Origin of the sequence: Saccharomonospora xinjiangensis XJ-54, assembly GCF_000258175.1 — a bacterium.
GTDB classification, from domain to species: domain Bacteria; phylum Actinomycetota; class Actinomycetes; order Mycobacteriales; family Pseudonocardiaceae; genus Saccharomonospora; species Saccharomonospora xinjiangensis.
Map to the genome: position 1 here is coordinate 3,769,323 of NZ_JH636049.1, position 18,359 is coordinate 3,787,681.

Consider the following 18,359-nt stretch of genomic DNA (forward strand, 5'->3'; position numbering starts at 1 on the left):
GCACGTCGCCGGTCACGCTCCCTCCTCCAGCAGGTCGGCGAGATCGTCAACGACGATGTCGGCCCCCTGCTCTCGCAGGGCCTTCTCCTGGTCGGCATGCGCACCGGACTCCGCCCGGTTGACGCCGACCACGTAGCCGAAGCCACCGTCGCGCCCCGCGCGTACCCCGGCCTGCGCGTCCTCGAACACGGCACAGGCCGACGGCCGCACACCGAGTTCGGCGGCACACGTGAGGAACGAGTCGGGTGCGGGTTTGCCGCGAAGTCCGCGTTCTTTGATGACGATCCCGTCAACGCGAGCCCGCACGTAGCCGGAGAGCCCAGCGGCGTCCAGCACCGTCGCACCGTTGGCCGACGAGGTGACCACACCGATGGCCAGCCCGTGTTCCCGGACCGCGTCGAGGTACCGGACCGAACCCGGAAACGGGGTGACCCCGTCGGCGATCAACCGCAGGAGCAAGCGGTTCTTGCGATTGCCGATGCCGTGTACGGTATCGGCTCCCGCGTCGTCCCCTTCACCACCTTCCGGGAGTTCGATCCCACGGGACGCCAGGAAGGCGCGGACGCCGTCGAGCCGGGGACGGCCATCGACGTAGGTGGCGTAGTCCTGCTGGGTGAAGGGCGGCAACGGCGACGTGCCGTGCTCGCGCAGGAACTCGTCGAAGGTCTCCTTCCACGCCCGCATGTGCAGGGCGGCGGTGCTGGTGAGAACACCGTCGAGGTCGAAAAGACACGCGGTGACCGTGCCGGGTAACCCGATCATGACACTCACGCTAGTAGCCGGACGAGTACCCGGCATGACGAGAGACCGCGGCCGTTCGGCCTCGACGATGGCGTGGCGGCGTGCCTATTCGCCGCGCGCCGAGGGGACCAGCCGAGGCGAGCCTGCCGCCGCCGCGCCGGGCGGTTCGCCCCACACCAGTTCGGTGACGAGTTCGACAGCCTCGTCCACTGCCGCGGCCACCTCGGGGCTGAGCCCGATACCGGTGGTGGACCTCGGTTCGCAGGCGACGACGACCAGCCGGGCCGCGTCACACCCGAGGAGCCGCAGCAGAGCCGGCGCGATCAGGCCGTCCGGTTGCGCCTCCGTGAGGTCGAGGTCCGTGACCCGCAACCGGCCGGGAGTCCCGCCGCGTGGCGTGCCGTCCACCAGCACGGTGGTGTCGTAGTCGCCGAGCATGTCGCAGTCGAGCCTGCCGCAGCCAATGCCGTGATCGGCGAGTTGAACCCAGGAGGGAAGGCGACGCTCGGCCAACCGCTGAACGACTTCGAGAGCGAAGCCTTCGTCACCGCGCAGGATGGTGCCAATACCTGTGACCAGCACACGTGGCCTCATAGTTGCCACGGTATGCCCGTGCGAGGCCGAGCACAACGCCCCGACTGCGGTACGGTGCGCGATCGAGATCCGGCCGTTCCCGCGGCCACCGACATGGCTTCGTCCAGCGGGTCAGGTGACCGGCTTCAGCGGGTCGTGACCGATCGACATCAGCCGGTGACGCCAATGGGTCTCCCCGGCGGTGGGTTCGAGGTCGTCACCGCGCTGCCCGTGCACGCGGTCCACGACTTTCCGCATCACGTCGAGGTCGTCGTCGGCGAGATCGGTCTTGCGCTTGCCGAGAATCTCCAGCACCCGCCTGCCCAGTTCCGGGCCGGCGTGGTCGGGCAGCTCCTCGTCCTTCGCCGTGGCGGCGGTGGTGCGCAACCACTCGGACAGTTCCCGCGACGTCATGTTGACGACGCGATGGAACTCGTCCCACAGCCTGTCCGTCCTGGCGTCCATGTCGCGCCTCCTTCGCATGGTCGGCTCGTCAGCCCGGCGTCGTCTCGCCACCGAGCGCGGCCATGACCTCGCCGGTGTAGTACGAGGACATCCGGTTCGAGGCGAGGAACACGTACGAGGGCGCGAGTTCGTCCGGGTCGGCGGCTCGGCCCATGGGCACCTGCTGCCCGAACGACTCGACGTGCTCCTCACCCATCGTGGCCGGGATCAGCGGGGTCCAGACAGGACCGGGAGCGACGCAGTTGACCCGGATGCCTCGCGGGACAAGCGACTGAGCCATGGCGAACGTCCAGGCGTGAACGGCGCCTTTCGTGGCCGAGTAGTCGATGAGCTTCTTGTTGCCCCGCAGGCCGTTCACCGAGCCGGTGTTGATGATCGCGCCGCCTTCGGGCAGGTGCCGCAGTGCCGCTGCCGTGACCCGGAAGTAGGAGTGGATGTTCACGTCGAAGGTGTGTGTCCACTGCTCGTCGTCGATCTCGTCGAACGACTGGTGCTCCTGCTGGGTCGCGACATTGTTGACGAGGAGGTCGAGTCCGCCGAACTCGCGCACCGTGCCGGCGACGACCTTCTCGCACTGGGCCGCGTCCGCGAGGTCGCCCGGCAGCAACAGGCAGCGGCGGCCCTGCTCGCGCACCAGCGCGGCGGTGTGCTCGGCGTCGTCGTGCTCGCTGAGGTACGCGATGGCCACGTCGGCGCCCTCCTTGGCGAACGCCACCGCGACGGCACGCCCGATACCGGAATCCCCGCCCGTGATGAGTGCCTTGCGATCACGGAGCAGGTCACGCCCCACCCAGTCGCGCATCTCGTCGCGTGGCTGAGGAGCCATCCGCCCGGTGTCGCCGGGGGGTTGCTGGCTCTGTTTCGGCTGGTTCACCGATCACTCCTCACAAACGGTCGGGTTGGGGTCGAACACCGTGTCGTCGGTGATGGGCAGGTCGCGGACTCGCGCATCGGCGGCAAGGTGGACGGCGCTGGTGAGCGCGGCGGCCGTGCCGGCGATGCCGATCTCGCGTAACCCCTCAGGGCTGTTCCTCACGCCGGCCAGCGGCAGACCTGGTATCGACCGTCACCCTGTGACACTCTCCGTCAACCGTGAGCGTGATCTCGGTATCCATGTCACCCCGTCCGGATCGTCGCGAACCCGTGTCTGCCTCGGCTCGGCTGCGACGTACCCAACCGGTGGTGGCACCAAACGGTGCCGCCCGTGCGCGGGGTGGCTCACTCGGTGAGCTTTCCGCGAAGGAACTCCAGCGTGCGGGCGAGCAACCGGGACACGTGCATTTGGGAGATCCCGACACGCTCGGCGATCTGGGTCTGGGTCATGTTGCCGAAGAAACGCAGGATGAGCACCCGCCGTTCCCGCTCGGGAAGACTCGCGAGCAGCGGTTGCAGCGACTCGTGGAACTCGACGTTTTCCAGTTGTACGTCGTCCTCACCGACGGTCTCGGCGAGCGGCAGCGTGCCCTCGTCGTCGTAGGCGGCGTCCATGGACACCGACTGGTAGGCGTTGCCCGCGAGCAACCCGTCCCAGACGTCCTCCGGGGAGAGGTCGAGTTCGGCGGCGAGTTCGCTCGGTGTCGGGGCACGGCCCAGCCTCTGGGCGAGTTTGCCGCTCGCCTGGCTCAACGAAAGGTGGAGTTCCTTCAATCTCCTGGGTACGCGGACCGCCCAACTCGAATCGCGGAAGTGCCTCCGGACCTCGCCCATGATCGTGGGCACGGCGAAGGCGACGAATTCGGTGCCCCGTGAGGCGTCGAAGCGGTCGATGGCGTTGAGCAGCCCCAGCCTTGCGACCTGCACCAGATCGTCACGCGGCTCGCCACGGCCGACGAACCGCCGGGCGATGTGCTCGGCGAGAGGCAGGCAGCGGGTGATGATCTCGTCGCGAACGGCCGTCCTTCTCGGGTCCTCCGGATCGAGAGCGGCGAGCGTGTTGAACAGTGGAGCGAGATCCTCGTATCCGCTTGAGCCTCCCCCTTGCGCGCGCGCTTCAACGCGGGATTGCTCGTCAGGGGTCACGGGCCCGTGGCTACCCCGGCGACAAGGGGGCCACACCCACGCGTCGGCTGTCGGGCGAGGGGGCTTGACACGCCTGCCACTGCCCGGACGGTTCCCCGCGTACTCGCCGTGAGTGACGTTCCTGCCTGGTCGAACGCCGCAGTCGTCACCCGATGGTGTGGCGTCGGGAATGGTGGTGCGGACCGCCTGAGGCAGTCGCACTCCCGAGCGAGTGCGACCGTCCACGTGGGTGGCCGTTCCAGTATCCTGAGAATCCACTGTGGACAATTGTCCAGTGTTGTCACCCGGAGTGTTGGCGAATCGTTGTGCTTGCGAGATCAACGCTGGTCGGCGTACCGTCTCAGGCGGTGGTTGTGACCCAGCCGCGCCGGAAGAATCCGTTCGAGCGGAAGGCGGCGACCGGATGGCGTGCACGAAGGACGACCTCGACCTGCTGGTCGAGCGGCCGGTGGCCGGGCTGGTCGTGATCAGGGTCGCCGGGGAGATCGATATCCTGGGCGCTCCGACGCTGCGGCGGTGTATCGAGAGCTGTGTTGCCGGCGCTTCAGCCCTTGTCCTCGACTTGAGCGGCACCACGTTCTTCGGCGCCGCAGGACTCTCCGTTCTGGTGCGCACCTCGGCTCTCGTGGAACGGCGACATGTCCGGTGGGCGCTCGTGTGCCCCACAGCGGTGTTGCGACCGCTGCGCGTCACCGACCTCGACCGTGAACTGCCGGTGTGCACGGACTTCGCGGAGGCTGTCGCGGTGGCCGCTTCCCCCGCGCTTTCCTGAAGCGCCGGGTCAGCGGGCGTGCCGCGAGCGGTAGGTGCGCATCTTGTGCCGTGCCCCGCAGATGTCCATGCTGCACCAGGTGCTGTTCTGGGCGGGGGAGCGGTCGTAGAAGACCCACCGGCAGTCCGGGTTGTGGCAGACCTTGAGCCGTTCGAGTTCCCCGGTCAGCCCCGACGTGAAGACCAGTGCGAGGCATTCGCCCAGGTAGATGTCGAGTGGGCCCGTCTTCTTCGGCGGGAGAACCGGATCGCCGCGCGAGGACCATCGGGGCGGCGCCAGGAGGATCTTCGCGAGCTTGTTCAGCTCCGCTGTCCGTTCCTGGCCTTCGAGATACTCCCGCACGGTCTCCCGCAGCTTCAGCAGCAGGTCGTGTTCCTTGCGGTGGATTTCCCCGACGTCCACGCCGATCGCTCGTAACCAGGCCGAGGCGCTCGCCGTCGTGATCAACGCGTCTTCGGTGTACAGCAGCCGCGCCGAGTTGCAGAGCTGCTCCAGCCTGTTCAACTCGCCCGGTGCCTCTGTCCTCGAAAACGGCATACCAATGATGTTACAACTCTCCGAAAATGTTGATGTTACCGTCTAAGAGCTTGAGGCGGTAACGCGAAGGAGGGGACGACATGACCGGACCGGAGTTGCCGGAGCGGTTCGACACGCCTGGCGGAACGGTGCGCTGGGGCAGGCTGGGGCAGGGAAGACCAGTAGTGTTGCTGCACGGCACGCCGTTCTCGTCCTGGGTATGGCGAGATATGGCGACAGCGTTGGCTGAGCGCTACGAGGTCTTTGTGTGGGACCTGCTCGGGTACGGAGAATCGGAACAACGCGAAGGGCAGGACGTGTCCCTCGCGGCACAGGGGGAGATCTTCGCGTCGCTGCTCGGCCACTGGGATCTGGCCGCCCCGGATGTGGTGGCTCACGACATCGGTGGTGCGGTCTCGCTGCGAGCCCATCTGCTGCACGGCGCCCACTACCGCAGCCTCGCCCTCGTGGACGTCGTCGCGCTACGGCCGTGGGGGTCGCCGTTCTTCCGCCTCGTCGCCGACCATCCCGAGGTGTTCGAGCGGCTCCCTCCGTCGCTGCATGAGGCGCTCGTCCGCGAGTACGTCGCAGGCGCACTGCACAGGGCCGCGCCGGAGGCCGTCATCGACCGTCTCGTGAAGCCGTGGCTCGGCAGTCGAGGGCAGGCCGCGTTCTACCGGCAGATCGCACAAGCCGATCAACGGCACACCGACGACATCGAGGAGCAATTCGAGGCGCTCAACCTGCCGGTGCTGGTGTGCTGGGGCGAGGAGGACGCGTGGATTCCGCTCGAGCGCGGCGAGGAACTGGCGCGCCGGATTCCCGGGGCCCGGCTGCGCCGCATCGCCTGCGCGGGGCACCTCGTCCAGCATGACGCCCCCGCCGCGCTGGCCGGGGCACTTCTCGGCTTCCTCGGCTGAGAACGGGCTCAGGACCGGGGCGAGGTGACGAACGTGCCCTTTGACTTCAGCGTCTGCACGAGCCCGCGATCTCGCAGGATCTTCGTGGCCTTGCGGACGGTGTCGAGCGCGACGCCGTACTCCTCCGAAAGGGCTCGTTCTCCCGGAATCCGGCTACCGGCGGGCCAGTCGCCGTCGGCGATGAGCCCGGCCAGATGGTCGGCGAGCAGGACGTATTCGTACCCGGTCTTGTTCTCCGGGTTGTACTTCTTCCGTTCGGGACCGTTCATGGCAGCACGATAGAACTGCGCCACGCTGCGTTCACGTGCAGACCGCGGCGCAACGCGGGGTGCAGCGGCGCGGCTACTCCATCCGGGGTGGCACGCTGGTGCGTTGCTCGGGAATCGGTCCCGTGGCGATCTCGCGCGTCACCTCCAGCAGTCGTGCCGCGGCCTTCTCGGCGTCGGCCGGTGAGAATCGCGCGGCGGGACCTGCGACGCCGATTGCGACGGGCAGGCGAGTGCCGGGAAGGGGAGCGCAGACGTAGCGGCTGTCCTCGTCATCGCCGATGACGTAGCCACGCCGTCGGGTCTCGGCGAGTTCGGCGAGCAGCACCTCGGTCTCGAGAACCGGCTCGCCGGCGTGGTGGGCGACGTCGTGCACGCGCTCGTCCGTGAACCGGCTGACGATCGCCCTGCCGAGCGCTGTGGCGAGTAACGCCTCCCGTGAGCCGCGCGCCGCCGCGAAGCGGACCTGCTTCCGGCTCTCCACGACATCGAGGTAGACGACGTGGTCACCATCCAGGATGGCCAGATTGACCGTTTCGCCGAATTCGTCGCGGAGCTTTTCGAGCCATGGCCGAGCGCGTTCCCTCAGCACTTCCAGATGCCGTGATTGCATACCGACGAACCCGAGCCCGAGGCGGTAGAGCCCGCTGGCGGCGTCGCGTTCGACGTAGCGGTGTGCTTCCAGCGTCCACAGATAGCGGAACGCCGACGACTTCGGCAGCTCGGTTTCCTGGGCGACCTCGATGAGCGAGGTGCCCTCCACAGATTCCTGTAGCAGGTTGAGAATCGAACAAACTCGTTCGACGGCGCGAACGGTGTAGTCGCGCTCCTCTCCTCTGGCGCCGCTTTCCGCATCGTCGTGCTGTCTCTGGCCGCGTCGTGCTGGCACGTCTGCTCCCTGTGAATTGCGGATGACGTGTTGCGAAACTCTAGCCGTTGTGAACTTCCCGGGGCAGGGGGCCAGAAAAGCGCTCTCGTTGCGATTTCGGGGTGAGTTTTACCGTAATGCCGGGCGGCGGAGCTCGTAGTGGTGTAACGACTCGTGTCCTGCGGCGATATTGATTCTGGAGCCGACTGCGTAAATCTGCACGACTCGGCGTCACGTCGTCCGCGATGTGATGTGAATTTCGATTGCGGAGAATAGCCCGTTTGGTGGTAGCCGATCACGGGCCGCTCCAGGAAGCTGGTGCTGTGTCGATCGTGGTGCGGTCGCGCAGCTGGGGGTGTGCGGGATGTGTCCGCCTGCTGTGACCTGTCGCTGCCACGACGAGGCGGAAAACCGTTCCCGAACCTCGCAAGCGATGCCGATGCCAATTCATGAGACCGCGTCGCGGGCCGGTGTGCCCGCGGCCCGGGACCCGCAGCCTGTCACCACTGATGTGCCGGTCGTGCGGAGTTCCGGTGTGTTACGCCGATCAGTTCCGGAGGGAGCCGGTGAACCGATCTGGGATCTGATGCGCCGAGTCCGCAAGCTACGCGGCCTCACGCAGTATCAGCTCGCCGATCGGCTGGCGGAACTGTCGAACAACTCCAGTGTGAGCCGCGACGAGGTGGCCAGGTGGGAACGGGGCAAACGCGTGCCCGGGCCCTACTGGCGCCAATGGTTGAGCGTCGCGCTCGACGTTCCTTCGGAGCAGTTGCTCGAAGCCGTCCGGTGTGGACGGACCAGGAGGGCGTCCCGGTGAGGTAGAAATTCGATCACCGTCTCGGGCTTTCCGAGGCGGTCACTTCCACGGACAGGTCGCGCGGCCCCGGCCGGTGCTTCCCCTCGCCGGTTCTTCCACGTCCTTGTCCGCGCCTCCGGTCTGGACTCGAGCTTTTGCGGGTCCGCACCATCGCCACGACGACCGCGTCGGTCGTCGCTTGCCGGATGTCGCCCGGTGCTGAAACGCGCGAGTGATCGTGCGCGAGGGTGTGGTCAGCGCTGTGTCGCGGAGTTCGGGGTCGCTCGACATGATCTGATCTACTCGGTACCGCGGTGTAGCGCGCTGGCGACGTAGCGTGCTACAGTCTCGGTGGCTGTCGGCGCGGGACCGTTCATCGTGCGACGGCGGCCGTGGTGGTGCGGCCGGGACTGCCCCTTCCGGCCCGGCCGCACCACCCGTCATCAGCACGACGGCGCCGGAGGGCGCCGCTGCCCAGGGGGAAGAATGACGGAGCAGAGCAGGGCGGGCCGGTCGTGCCGCACGCCGCGGCACGACCGCGGCATCCGTGTCCAAGGATTGGCCCGCTGCGGGAGCCCGTTCGGCTGGTGTCTCGCCACGGGCGGTCGATGTCCGGGGCCGGTGTCCAGGAAGGACGTCAGGAAGCGTCCCTGGTGAGCCTGCCTGCCAGGTCGGCGAGGAGTTCGGCCGACTCGTCACCGGGGAGCGCGGCGGACCATGCCTGCTCCCACAGGTTCCGGAAGACGGCGAGGGTCTCCGGGTCCTCGTACTGAATCCGATCGACCGGTGTCGTCATGTAGACGACGTCGGAGAAGTCCTGTATGACCTCGGAAGGCAGCAACAACTCTGTGAATCCGGCAGCACTTCCCACCGGCCGCCCTTCACTGTCGGGCAGCACCCGGACCTCGATGTTGTCGCGGCGCGCGAACGAGGCCAGCTCGGTGAGTTGGTCTCCCAGTACGAACGGGCCGCCGACGGGACTCCGCAGTGCCGATTCCCCGACGACGCAGGCGAGACGCGGAGGGTCCGCTCTGTTGAGAATCGCTTGCCTGCCGCGGAGCATGCGCAGGTGCAGTGTCAACTGGTCGGCTCGCTGATCGGTGAGTTCGGCGCGTAGCAGTGCCTCGGCGTAGGCCGGCGTTTGTAGTAGTTCCGGCACGTGGTTCGGCTCGAAGATCCGCAGGTCTGCCGCCGAGTACTCGAAACCGGCGAGCAGCGCCGTCGAACGAGGCGGGAAATGCTCGGGGAATTCGTCCTCCCACCAGTCGGGGGAGTGCATCTCGACCCTGTCGCGCAACTGGCGGTAGTACGTGGCGCGGTCGCTGTGTCCGTATGCGTCGAGCATGATGTCGAGGCTGTCATGACTCGGCAGGTAGCGGCCCATCTCGTAGTGCCCGATGGTCGCGCGGCTCTTGCCGATCAGGCGAGCGATCTCACTCTGGTTGGAGTTCTCGCTGGTCTCACGCAGCTTCTTCAACCCATGGGTGAACGCCCACTCCGCGACGACGTGGCTCACCTCGACCAAGGGCCTCACCTTTCGGCTGCGGGTGAAACGAGCAAGCTTCACCCGAATGGGCCACACCGCGCTGTAGCGCGCTAGTCATGTAGCGCGCTAGGCTCGATATGGCTACGGACAGTTGGACACTTGTCACGTTAGCCCTCCGGCGGCGTCGGCTGTGGGACCCCCTCGCCTGGTCACGTCGCAGGAACGCAGCAGTACGACAGATGCAGCAGCACGACAGATATGGGCCAGGACAGGGTGGGGGTCGCGCGTGTGCGATGACGGCGTGCGCGGTGGCGGCGCCCTGCGCGACGGCGGAGTGGCGTCCGGGAGCGCTGGCGGGCATTGCGGTATCGGCGACAGCGCCCCGCTCACTGCTGCTGTCGAGGCCGCAAGGGAACGTGCCAGGGAGCTTGCCGCCGTGCCCGGCTCGAGCGCCGCGCGGCTGAGGCGCGACGCGGCCGACGTGGAGAGGTGGGAGCAGCGTCGCCGAGGGCGCCATGTGCGCCTGTGGATCGTGGACATCGAGGCTCGTGCCGCGGCCGTTGACGCGCCGGAGGCCGGGTTTCGGCTGAGTCGCTACGTGCGCAGGCCGCTCCATCGCATCGGCGACGTTCCCGTGCTGCGGCGCACCGGCGTGCCAGAACCCGTCCCCGCTGACGGTGTTCATGGCGACGACGGTGCCTGCCTGGTCTCCTACCCGCGCGGTGCTCTGGCGTGCGGGCGCGACCGGGTGCCGTTCGGGGAGCTGGAGCGGGTCCACGTCGCCGCGTATGTGAAGGCCCTCGCTCTGGCGCGGGCTCGGCTGTCCTCGGCCCAGGTCACCGCGCCCGACGTCGATGACGGGGTGGACGATGATTCCCAATCGCGCATCTGTGACCCCGGCCTGGGGCTGTGGTGGGTTCGCCACCGCGTCCTGTGTCTGGCCGGGCCGGGGGAGGCACCTGCCAGGGCTGCGGAACTGGCAGCGACGGTCGTGGACGACGCGGGCCTGCCCTCCGCGCGAGTGATCGATCTCCGTGCCGACGACGGCTACCTCGACGCAGAAGGACGGCGGATCCATCCTGCCGTGCTGCTGTGCTCCCGTGCGGCGGCGGCGCTGTGGGACGACTACGACGTGGCCGAGGCTGACGTCGGCGAACCGTCGGCGCTCGCGGACGTTCTCGCACGAGCTGCCGTGCAGGTGTGGAAGACCTTCGCCGACGATGCGAGGTCTGTGTTCCGGTGAACGGAATGCGACTGGGCGAAAAACTATGCAAACGACGAAGGCTCCCGTATGCTCGAACATGAAGCCGACGGATTGTCTTTCACGTTTGTCGGCCGACCGTGCGCCTGTATCCCTCCCCAAGGCGCATCGGTAACGACGGTGTCCCGGTGTTGAACCCCCAGCAACACCGGGACACCCACCGTCATCACCCCGCCATTTCCTGGCGTCGTTCTCCGCCCGTCGTGCGGCTTTCGTGGCAGACTGCCTTGTTTCCCGTGAACGGCGCCGTATGGTTCCCCTACTGCAGGCGACGTGCATTCGTCCACGTCAGCAAGAATTTTCTCCGGGTTCGCTTGCTCTTTGTTCTGTCTCGGACTCAAGGAAGCGGTTTTCGCCGCAGGGGGCGGAAGGTTTGTTGTCCATGGCGCAACCGGTTGCCGTGGGCGCCGCCGTCGAAACAGCGAGCGGTTGAACTCACGCAGCCGGAGTAGTTGATCACCGTCGGTGCTGATTCCTGGATACTTTCTGTGGGACGCTGCTCCGGTCGAGTGGATAGGGTTCTCACAGGGGCGAGAAGCCGGGAAGCGGCTGCCGAGGGAGCACGATGAGGCTGGACTGTGCCCCGACCACGGTGTTCTCCCGCGCTCACGGCGATATGCCGGCGAAAAGCCCCGTGCCGATGCGCTCGAATATCCCCTCGGATAGCCGTACGGGTGTACGGCGGGTGACGATCGGGGTCACGCAATCGCCCCATCGCCGGTGCCGCCCCGTTCTCGATACGTCGAACCACGGTGTATTGCGAAGATCATGTTCGATGTGCTGGAATCACCCCGGCCGTCACCACGGCGGAATTCGGCCGACCGGAAAGGCCGAGCAGGCGCGCATGCTGCCTGTCGGTGTGCCAGCAATCGGATCTCCGGTGTCCGATGCGCCTTTTCTCGGGCAGAAAGAGTTTTCGGCGCGCGTCGAGAGCAGGGAGGAACGCGACGAGGTCGTGAGGCGAAACAGTGGTTTTCCGGCCGAACGGGAAGGACGCGCGATGGAGTATTCAGGGCCAGCCTCTTCCGGGGCGGAGAAGAGCTACGGTCCCGCCGGCGCGACGCGGACGCGGTACCCGGCGGTGGTCGCGGTCGCGCGCGACTACGACAACTCCGACGACGCCGACATCTTCTACCACTCCGTGCGGGGCGGCGAGGACATCCACGTCGGCCGAGGACCTTCGGCTGCCGCGTCACCTGCCTCAACCTCAGCGAGGTGGAGAACGAACGCAACCGCCGGTACACGAGGAAACAGGGACTCGCCGACCTCATCGAGGTGGTGGACGGCTCGCTCGAGGACCTGCCTTTCGAGGACGACGAGTTCGACGTCGTGTGGTCGCACGACGCGATGCTGCTCAGCGGTGACCGCGTGCGTGTCCTCAAGGAGGTCGCGCGCGTGCTGAGACCCCGGGGTGAGTTCGTCTTCGCCGATCCCATGGCGTCGGACGGCTGCGACAGCGTGGCGCTTCGGCTCATTCTCGACCGGCTGCGTCTGGAGAGCATGGGCTCTCCGAGTTTCTACCGCCGAGAACTGAGCAAACTCGGTCTGTGCCGCATCGAGTTCGACGACCACACGGAGCAACTCGCCGATCGCTGCGGGCGAGTGATGGAGGAGACAGGGCGGTGTCGTGAGGAGATCGGCTCGCGGGTGAGCGAGAGCTACCTCACGCACATGGAGATCGGTCTCACGCACTGGGTCGAGGGTGGCAAGGCCGGTAATCTCGCCTGGGGCGTATTCCACGCTCGCGCCTGACGTGGAACTCCGGAGACGAACGGCGAATTGTCAGCGACGAGAGACGAGGATGCACAGTGACCGCTAATCGAAGGCTGTTCACCAGCGAGTCCGTCACGGAGGGCCACCCCGACAAGATGTGTGACGCCATCAGCGACACCATCCTGGACGCCCTGTTGGCCGCCGACCCGAGGAGCCGGGTCGCGGTGGAGTCCCTGATCACAACAGGTCAGGTCCACGTCGCGGGTGAGGTGACCACGGAGGCGTACGTGGACGTGCCCACGCTGGTGCGCGACACCGTCCTCGAGATCGGGTACGACTCGTCGGCGAAGGGGTTCGACGGCGCGTCGTGCGGGGTGAACGTCGCTATCGGTTCGCAGTCGCCGGACATCGCGCAGGGCGTCGATGCCGCGTACGAGACGAGGCTGGAGAACGCTCTCGACGAGCTGGACCGTCAGGGCGCCGGTGACCAGGGCCTGATGTTCGGCTATGCCTGCTCGGACACGCCCGAGCTGATGCCCCTGCCCATCGCGCTGGCTCACCGTCTCTCTCGCAGGCTCACCGAGGTCCGCAAGAACGGGACGGTGCCGTACCTGCGTCCCGACGGCAAGACCCAGGTGACCATCGAGTACGAGGGTGACCGTCCGGTGCGGCTGGACACGGTGGTGATCTCCAGCCAGCACGCCGAGGGCATCGACCTCGACGGGATGCTCGCCCGCGACCTCGTGCAGCACGTCATCACGCCGGAGATCGAGTCCCTCGGCCTCGACGCCGCCGAGCCGAGGACACTCATCAACCCGACGGGCCGGTTCGTGGTGGGTGGTCCGATGGGTGACGCGGGGCTGACGGGCCGCAAGATCATCGTGGATACGTACGGCGGGATGGCCCGGCACGGTGGTGGTGCTTTCTCGGGCAAGGACCCGTCGAAGGTGGACCGCTCGGCCGCCTACGCGATGCGCTGGGTCGCCAAGAACATCGTCGCCGCGGGCCTCGCCGATCGTGCCGAGATCCAGGTGGCGTACGCGATCGGCAAGGCGGCTCCGGTGGGGTTGTTCGTGGAGACGTTCGGGACGGAGAAGGTGGACCCCGCCAAGATCCAGGCCGCGATCACCGAGGTGTTCGACCTGCGTCCCGCGGCGATCATCCGTGATCTCGACCTGTTGCGGCCGATCTACGCCCCGACGGCCGCCTACGGTCACTTCGGCCGCACCGACGTCGATCTCCCGTGGGAGAGGACCGACAGGGCGCCCGCGTTGAAGGACGCCGCGAAGGCGTGAGCGCCCCAGGGCGCCCGCTGTCCCGTACCCGATCCCGGTGGCCGGAAACCGAGTGTTCCGGCCACCGGGGACGTGCCCTGCCCACCCCAGTCCCCGAGGTCAACGACACCCCTACGAGGAGTGTGCTCGCATGCGCATAGCGGTGACCGGCTCCATCGCCACCGACCATTTGATGGTCTTCCCAGGCAAGTTCGCCGACCAGTTCGTCGCCGATCAGCTCGACAAGGTGTCCCTGTCGTTTCTCGTCGATCACCTCGACATCCGCAGAGGCGGTGTCGCCGCCAACATCGCGTTCGGGCTCGGCAGCCTCGGGATGAACCCGGTGTTGGTCGGCGCGGTCGGCCGGGACTTCGACGACTACCGCTCGTGGCTTGAGCGGCACGGCGTCGATACCGGGTCTGTCCATGTGTCGCAGACCCGGCACACCTCGCGGTTCCTGTGCACGACCGACCAGGCTCAGGCGCAGATCGCGTCGTTCTACGCCGGGGCGATGGAAGAGGCCCGCGACATCGAACTGCAGGTCGTGGCCGATCGGGTGGGGCGGCTCGACCTCGTGGTCGTCGCTCCGAACGACCCGGTGGCGATGGTGCGCCACACCCAGGAGTGCCGTGAGCGGGGCATCCCGTTCGCCGCCGACCCCTCCCAGCAGCTGGCGCGGATGGAAGGCCCGGAGATCCGCACGCTGGTGGAGGGCGCGGCCTACCTGTTCACCAACGAGTACGAGACGTCGCTGCTGTTGAAGGAGACCGGCTGGTCGGAGGCGGAGATCCTCGACAGGGTCGGTCACTGGGTGAAGACCTTCGGTCCCGAGGGAGTGCGGATCGAGTCGAAGCACACCGAAGCTCTGACCGTGCCCGCGCTGACGGTGACCGACGAGGTGGACCCGACGGGTGTCGGCGACGCCTTCCGTGCCGGGTTCCTGTGGGGCCTCGCCGCGAAGCTGGGGCTGGAGCGATCCGCGCAGGTCGGGTGTACCCTGGCGGCCATCGTCCTGGAGACCGTCGGCACGCAGGAATACACCCTGGATCGGGCGGAATTCTCCAAGCGCGTGGCCACGACCTACGGCAGCGACGCCGCGGCCGAGATCGAATCCAAGCTGCGGGTGTGAACATGGACAGTCGGTTTCTCGCCGAACTGGATCGCCGGGTCCTCGTCGCGGACGGCGGCATGGGCACCGCGCTCCAGGAATTCGACCTGACCCTCGACGACTTCGCGCAGCTGGAAGGCTGCAACGAGATCCTCAACGACACCCGTCCCGACGTGGTGTCGGCGGTGTACCGGAGCTTTCTCGAAGCGGGCTCCGACGCCATCGAGACGAACACGTTCGGCACCAACTACGGCAACTTCGGCGAGTACGGGATTCTCGACCGCATCAGGGAACTGGCCGAGAAGGGCACGACCCTGGCCCGGCGGTGTGCCGACGAGTACTCGACGCGGGACAAGCCCAGGTTCGTGCTGGGGTCGATGGGCCCCGGCACCAAACTGCCCACGCTCGGGCACGCACCGTACTCCGTGTTGCGGGACGCCTACGTCGAGAACGCGCTGGGGATGCTCGACGGTGGCGTTGACGCGGTGCTGGTGGAGACGTCGCAGGATCTGTTGCAGACCAAGGCTGCCGTGGTCGGCGCGAAACGCGCCATGGCCGTCGCGGGACGCCGGGTGCCGATCATCGCGCAGGTGACGGTGGAGCAGACCGGTACGATGCTCGTCGGTTCCGAGATCGGCGCCGCGCTCACCGCGCTGGAACCCCTCGGCATCGACCTGATCGGCATGAACTGCGCGACGGGGCCTGCCGAGATGAGCGAGCACCTGCGGGTGTTGTCCGACCACGCCCGCGTTCCGCTCTCGGTGATGCCCAACGCGGGGCTGCCGGAACTCGGCCCGAACGGCGCGGTGTACCCGCTGAGTCCCGACGAGCTGGCCGAGGCGCTGGCCACGTTCGTGAGGGACTTCGGGGCCCGCCTCGTCGGGGGGTGTTGCGGCACAACGCCCGAGCACCTCCGGGCGGTGGTGGATGCGGTGTCGGCGCTGCCGCCGAGACAGCGGACGCCTCGTCACCTTCCGTCGATGTCGTCGGTGTACCAGTCGGTGCCGTTCGAGCAGGACGCCTCGATCCTCAACGTGGGAGAGCGCACCAACGCCAACGGCTCGAAGAAGTTCCGCGAGGCGATGCTCGACGAGCGCTACGACGACTGCGTCGAGATCGCGAAGGCACAGACGAGGGAAGGTGCTCACGTACTGGATCTGTGCGTGGACTACGTCGGCCGCGACGGCACGCGCGACATGGCCGAACTCGCCTCCCGCCTCGCCACGGCATCGACGTTGCCGATCATGGTCGATTCCACCGAACCCGACGTCGTGCGGACCGGGCTCGAACACCTCGGTGGACGTTGCGCGATCAACTCGGTCAACTACGAGGACGGCACGGGGCAGGAGAGCCGGTACCAGCGGGTCATGGAACTGGCCGTCGAACACGGCGCCGCGGTGGTCGTCACCTGCATCGACGAGGAGGGGCAGGCTCGGACGGCCGACTGGAAGGTGCGGATCGCCGAGAGGGCCATCGAGGATCTGACCACCAACTGGGGTCTCGACATCTCGTCGATCATCATCGACTGCCTGGTGTTCCCGATCACCACGGGTCAGGAGGAGGTGCGCAAGGACGCCGCCGAGACCATCGAGGCGATCCGGACGCTGAAGACCCGGCATCCCGACGTGCTGACCACGCTGGGACTGTCGAACGTCTCCTTCGGCCTCAACCCGGCGGCGCGCCAGGTGCTGAACTCCGTCTTCCTGCACGAATGCCGCGAGGCCGGGCTGGACTCGGCGATTCTGAACTCGTCGAAGATCCTGCCGATGAACAAGATCGACGACGAGGCTCGCCAGGTGGCGCTCGACCTCGTCTACGACCGGCGACGCGACGGCTACGACCCGTTGCAGCGGCTGATGGGACTGTTCGAGGGCAAGACCGCGTCCTCGACCCGCGAATCCCGCGCGGAGGAACTCGCGAAGCTGCCGCTGTTCGAACGGCTGGAGAAGCGCATCGTCGAGGGAGAGGTGAACGGCCTCGAAGCCGACCTCGACGCGGCGATGCGGCAGAAGAAGCCCATCGACATCATCAACGAGAACCTGCTCGCCGGCATGAAAGTGGTCGGTGACCTCTTCGGCTCGGGCCAGATGCAGCTTCCGTTCGTGTTGCAGTCGGCCGAGGTCATGAAGACCGCCGTGGCGTACCTCGAACCGCACATGGAGAAGACCGACTCCGGCGGCAAGGGCAAACTCCTGCTGGCCACGGTGAAGGGCGACGTCCATGACATCGGCAAGAACCTGGTGGACATCATCGTGTCGAACAACGGCTACGACGTGGTGAACATCGGGATCAAGCAGCCGATCAACGCGATACTGGAGGCCGCGGAGGAGCACAGGGTCGATGCCATCGGCATGTCGGGCCTTCTTGTGAAGTCCACCGTGATCATGAAGGACAACCTTCAGGAGATGAACGCGAGAGGCGTCGCGCGGAGGTACCCCGTCCTGCTCGGTGGAGCCGCGCTCACGAGGACGTACGTCGAGAACGACCTCGACGATGTCTACGAGGGCGAGGTCCGCTACGCCAAGGACGCCTTCGAGGGTCTGAAGCTGATGGACCGCGTGATGGCCGTCAAGCGCGGCGAGGTCGGCGAGGAGGACGAGGCCGAGCGCGCGAAGCGGGCAGAACGCAAGGCCCGGAGGGAGCGCTCGCTGCGCATCGCCGAGAAACGCAAGGCGGAGCAGGGACCGGAACCGGACCTCTACGACACCACCCGTTCCGACGTCGATCCCGACGTCGCCGTGCCAACGCCGCCGTTCTGGGGAGCGAAGGTCGTCAAGGGGATCGCCGTCGCCGACTACCTCTCGCTGCTCGACGAGCGCGCGACGTTCTTCGGGCAGTGGGGCCTGCGCGGCGCCCGCGACGGTGAGGGTCCCTCGTACGAGGAGCTGGTGGAGTCGGAGGGAAGGCCACGGCTGCGGGCCTGGATCGACGAGCTGTCCACACAAGGTGTGCTCGCGCACGCCGCGCTCGTGTACGGCTACTTCCCGTGCTACTCCGACGGCAACGACCTCGTGGTGCTGGAGAAGGACGAGCCGGATGCTCTTGAGCGGCTGCGGTTCACCTTCCCCCGGCAGCGCCGCGACCGCAGGCTGTGTCTCGCGGACTTCTTCCGGTCGAGGGAGAAGGCGGAACAGACGGGGCAGGTCGATGTGCTGCCCGTGCAACTTGTGACGATGGGACAACCCATCGCCGACCACGCCAACGAGCTGTTCGCGAGCAACGCCTACCGCGACTACCTGGAGATCCACGGTCTCGGAGTGCAGCTCACCGAGGCACTGGCCGAGTACTGGCACCGCAGGATCCGGCAGGAACTGCGGTTCGCGTCGGGCGCACCGGTGGCGGCCGAGGACCCCGACGACCTGCGGGAGTTCTTCAGGCTGGGTTACCGGGGCGCGCGGTTCTCCTTCGGCTACGGTGCTTGCCCGGACCTCGAAGACCGCGCGAAGATCGTCGAGCTACTCGGCGCCGAGCGGATCGGTGTCACGCTGTCCGAGGAATTCCAGCTGCATCCCGAGCAATCGACGGATGCGATCGTGGCCCATCATCCCGAGGCCAAGTACTTCAACACCTGATCTGTGGGC

Annotated in this window: 18 protein-coding genes; 8 read left to right on the forward strand and 10 right to left on the reverse strand. The window is 67.2% G+C overall.

Annotated elements, in window-relative coordinates; all coding sequences use genetic code 11:
* Positions 1-12: 12 nt before the first annotated feature.
* From SACXIDRAFT_RS17090 to SACXIDRAFT_RS17110, 6 genes are all read right to left on the reverse strand, one after another.
* Entirely contained in the window at positions 13-762 is a 750-nt protein-coding gene (locus SACXIDRAFT_RS17090; RefSeq protein WP_006239870.1) for a beta-phosphoglucomutase family hydrolase, read from the reverse strand.
* 84 nt (positions 763-846) lie between these two features.
* Complete coding sequence (locus SACXIDRAFT_RS17095; protein ID WP_083840134.1) at positions 847-1,335, reverse strand: hydrogenase maturation protease; 489 nt, start codon at positions 1,333-1,335, stop codon at positions 847-849.
* Between the two features lie 111 nt (positions 1,336-1,446).
* A complete protein-coding gene (locus SACXIDRAFT_RS17100) occupies positions 1,447-1,779 on the reverse strand; it encodes a DUF3140 domain-containing protein (RefSeq protein WP_006239873.1) in 333 nt (110 codons plus the stop codon).
* 28 nt (positions 1,780-1,807) lie between these two features.
* Entirely contained in the window at positions 1,808-2,653 is an 846-nt protein-coding gene (locus tag SACXIDRAFT_RS17105; RefSeq protein WP_006239874.1) for an SDR family oxidoreductase, read from the reverse strand.
* Between the two features lie 3 nt (positions 2,654-2,656).
* Positions 2,657-2,815 (reverse strand): hypothetical protein, encoded by a 159-nt coding sequence (locus SACXIDRAFT_RS23110; RefSeq protein ID WP_157599679.1) that lies wholly within the window; start codon positions 2,813-2,815, stop codon positions 2,657-2,659.
* A 182-nt stretch (positions 2,816-2,997) separates the two neighbouring features.
* On the reverse strand, positions 2,998-3,798 hold the full coding sequence (locus tag SACXIDRAFT_RS17110) for a SigB/SigF/SigG family RNA polymerase sigma factor (protein ID WP_006239875.1): 801 nt from the start codon (positions 3,796-3,798) through the stop codon (positions 2,998-3,000).
* A 403-nt stretch (positions 3,799-4,201) separates the two neighbouring features.
* Here SACXIDRAFT_RS17110 and SACXIDRAFT_RS17115 point away from each other — a divergent pair, with 403 nt between their 5' ends.
* Positions 4,202-4,570, forward strand: coding sequence for an STAS domain-containing protein (locus tag SACXIDRAFT_RS17115; protein ID WP_006239876.1), 369 nt, complete (start codon positions 4,202-4,204; stop codon positions 4,568-4,570).
* Positions 4,571-4,579: 9 nt separating this feature from the next.
* Here the strand turns inward: SACXIDRAFT_RS17115 and SACXIDRAFT_RS17120 are convergent, their stop codons facing one another.
* Entirely contained in the window at positions 4,580-5,107 is a 528-nt protein-coding gene (locus tag SACXIDRAFT_RS17120) for a CGNR zinc finger domain-containing protein (protein ID WP_040922242.1), read from the reverse strand.
* Positions 5,108-5,187: 80 nt separating this feature from the next.
* Between SACXIDRAFT_RS17120 and SACXIDRAFT_RS17125 the strand changes: the two genes are divergently transcribed.
* Positions 5,188-6,006: an alpha/beta fold hydrolase gene (locus tag SACXIDRAFT_RS17125; protein ID WP_006239878.1), complete on the forward strand. Its 819-nt coding sequence runs from the start codon at positions 5,188-5,190 to the stop codon at positions 6,004-6,006.
* 8 nt (positions 6,007-6,014) lie between these two features.
* Here SACXIDRAFT_RS17125 and SACXIDRAFT_RS17130 read toward each other — a convergent pair whose 3' ends face one another.
* Positions 6,015-6,275: a GntR family transcriptional regulator gene (locus SACXIDRAFT_RS17130; RefSeq protein ID WP_006239879.1), complete on the reverse strand. Its 261-nt coding sequence runs from the start codon at positions 6,273-6,275 to the stop codon at positions 6,015-6,017.
* Between the two features lie 73 nt (positions 6,276-6,348).
* Complete coding sequence (locus tag SACXIDRAFT_RS17135) at positions 6,349-7,161, reverse strand: IclR family transcriptional regulator (protein ID WP_006239880.1); 813 nt, start codon at positions 7,159-7,161, stop codon at positions 6,349-6,351.
* Between the two features lie 514 nt (positions 7,162-7,675).
* Between SACXIDRAFT_RS17135 and SACXIDRAFT_RS17140 the strand changes: the two genes are divergently transcribed.
* Entirely contained in the window at positions 7,676-7,957 is a 282-nt protein-coding gene (locus tag SACXIDRAFT_RS17140) for a helix-turn-helix domain-containing protein (protein WP_232285321.1), read from the forward strand.
* Between the two features lie 616 nt (positions 7,958-8,573).
* On the opposite strand, the gene SACXIDRAFT_RS17145 is transcribed toward SACXIDRAFT_RS17140, so the two are convergent.
* Positions 8,574-9,461, reverse strand: coding sequence for a helix-turn-helix domain-containing protein (locus SACXIDRAFT_RS17145; protein WP_040922243.1), 888 nt, complete (start codon positions 9,459-9,461; stop codon positions 8,574-8,576).
* Between the two features lie 247 nt (positions 9,462-9,708).
* Here SACXIDRAFT_RS17145 and SACXIDRAFT_RS17150 point away from each other — a divergent pair, with 247 nt between their 5' ends.
* The 5 genes from SACXIDRAFT_RS17150 (at position 9,709) to metH (ending at position 18,350) form a co-directional block, all read left to right on the forward strand.
* Positions 9,709-10,665, forward strand: coding sequence for a hypothetical protein (locus tag SACXIDRAFT_RS17150; RefSeq protein ID WP_040922244.1), 957 nt, complete (start codon positions 9,709-9,711; stop codon positions 10,663-10,665).
* 1,233 nt (positions 10,666-11,898) lie between these two features.
* A complete protein-coding gene (locus tag SACXIDRAFT_RS23615; RefSeq protein WP_050986951.1) occupies positions 11,899-12,435 on the forward strand; it encodes a class I SAM-dependent methyltransferase in 537 nt (178 codons plus the stop codon).
* Between the two features lie 56 nt (positions 12,436-12,491).
* Complete coding sequence (gene metK / locus SACXIDRAFT_RS17160) at positions 12,492-13,691, forward strand: methionine adenosyltransferase (protein ID WP_006239884.1); 1,200 nt, start codon at positions 12,492-12,494, stop codon at positions 13,689-13,691.
* Between the two features lie 130 nt (positions 13,692-13,821).
* Positions 13,822-14,799 carry a carbohydrate kinase family protein gene (locus SACXIDRAFT_RS17165; RefSeq protein WP_006239885.1) on the forward strand — a complete coding sequence of 326 codons (978 nt, stop codon included), beginning with the start codon at positions 13,822-13,824 and terminating at the stop codon, positions 14,797-14,799.
* 2 nt (positions 14,800-14,801) lie between these two features.
* Positions 14,802-18,350 carry a methionine synthase gene (metH, locus tag SACXIDRAFT_RS17170; protein WP_006239886.1) on the forward strand — a complete coding sequence of 1,183 codons (3,549 nt, stop codon included), beginning with the start codon at positions 14,802-14,804 and terminating at the stop codon, positions 18,348-18,350.
* The last annotated feature ends 9 nt before the right edge of the window (positions 18,351-18,359 follow it).

Excerpts from the sequence above, each read along its gene's own strand:
- SACXIDRAFT_RS17090 (WP_006239870.1), bottom strand. The coding sequence starts at position 762 with ATGATCGGGTTACCCGGCACGGTCACCGCGTGTCTTTTCGACCTCGAC.
- SACXIDRAFT_RS17095 (WP_083840134.1), bottom strand. The coding sequence starts at position 1,335 with ATGAGGCCACGTGTGCTGGTCACAGGTATTGGCACCATCCTGCGCGGT.
- SACXIDRAFT_RS17100 (WP_006239873.1), bottom strand. The coding sequence starts at position 1,779 with ATGGACGCCAGGACGGACAGGCTGTGGGACGAGTTCCATCGCGTCGTC.
- SACXIDRAFT_RS17115 (WP_006239876.1), top strand. The coding sequence starts at position 4,202 with ATGGCGTGCACGAAGGACGACCTCGACCTGCTGGTCGAGCGGCCGGTG.
- SACXIDRAFT_RS17120 (WP_040922242.1), bottom strand. The coding sequence starts at position 5,107 with ATGCCGTTTTCGAGGACAGAGGCACCGGGCGAGTTGAACAGGCTGGAG.
- SACXIDRAFT_RS17125 (WP_006239878.1), top strand. The coding sequence starts at position 5,188 with ATGACCGGACCGGAGTTGCCGGAGCGGTTCGACACGCCTGGCGGAACG.
- SACXIDRAFT_RS17130 (WP_006239879.1), bottom strand. The coding sequence starts at position 6,275 with ATGAACGGTCCCGAACGGAAGAAGTACAACCCGGAGAACAAGACCGGG.
- SACXIDRAFT_RS17165 (WP_006239885.1), top strand. The coding sequence starts at position 13,822 with ATGCGCATAGCGGTGACCGGCTCCATCGCCACCGACCATTTGATGGTC.
- metH (WP_006239886.1), top strand. The coding sequence starts at position 14,802 with ATGGACAGTCGGTTTCTCGCCGAACTGGATCGCCGGGTCCTCGTCGCG.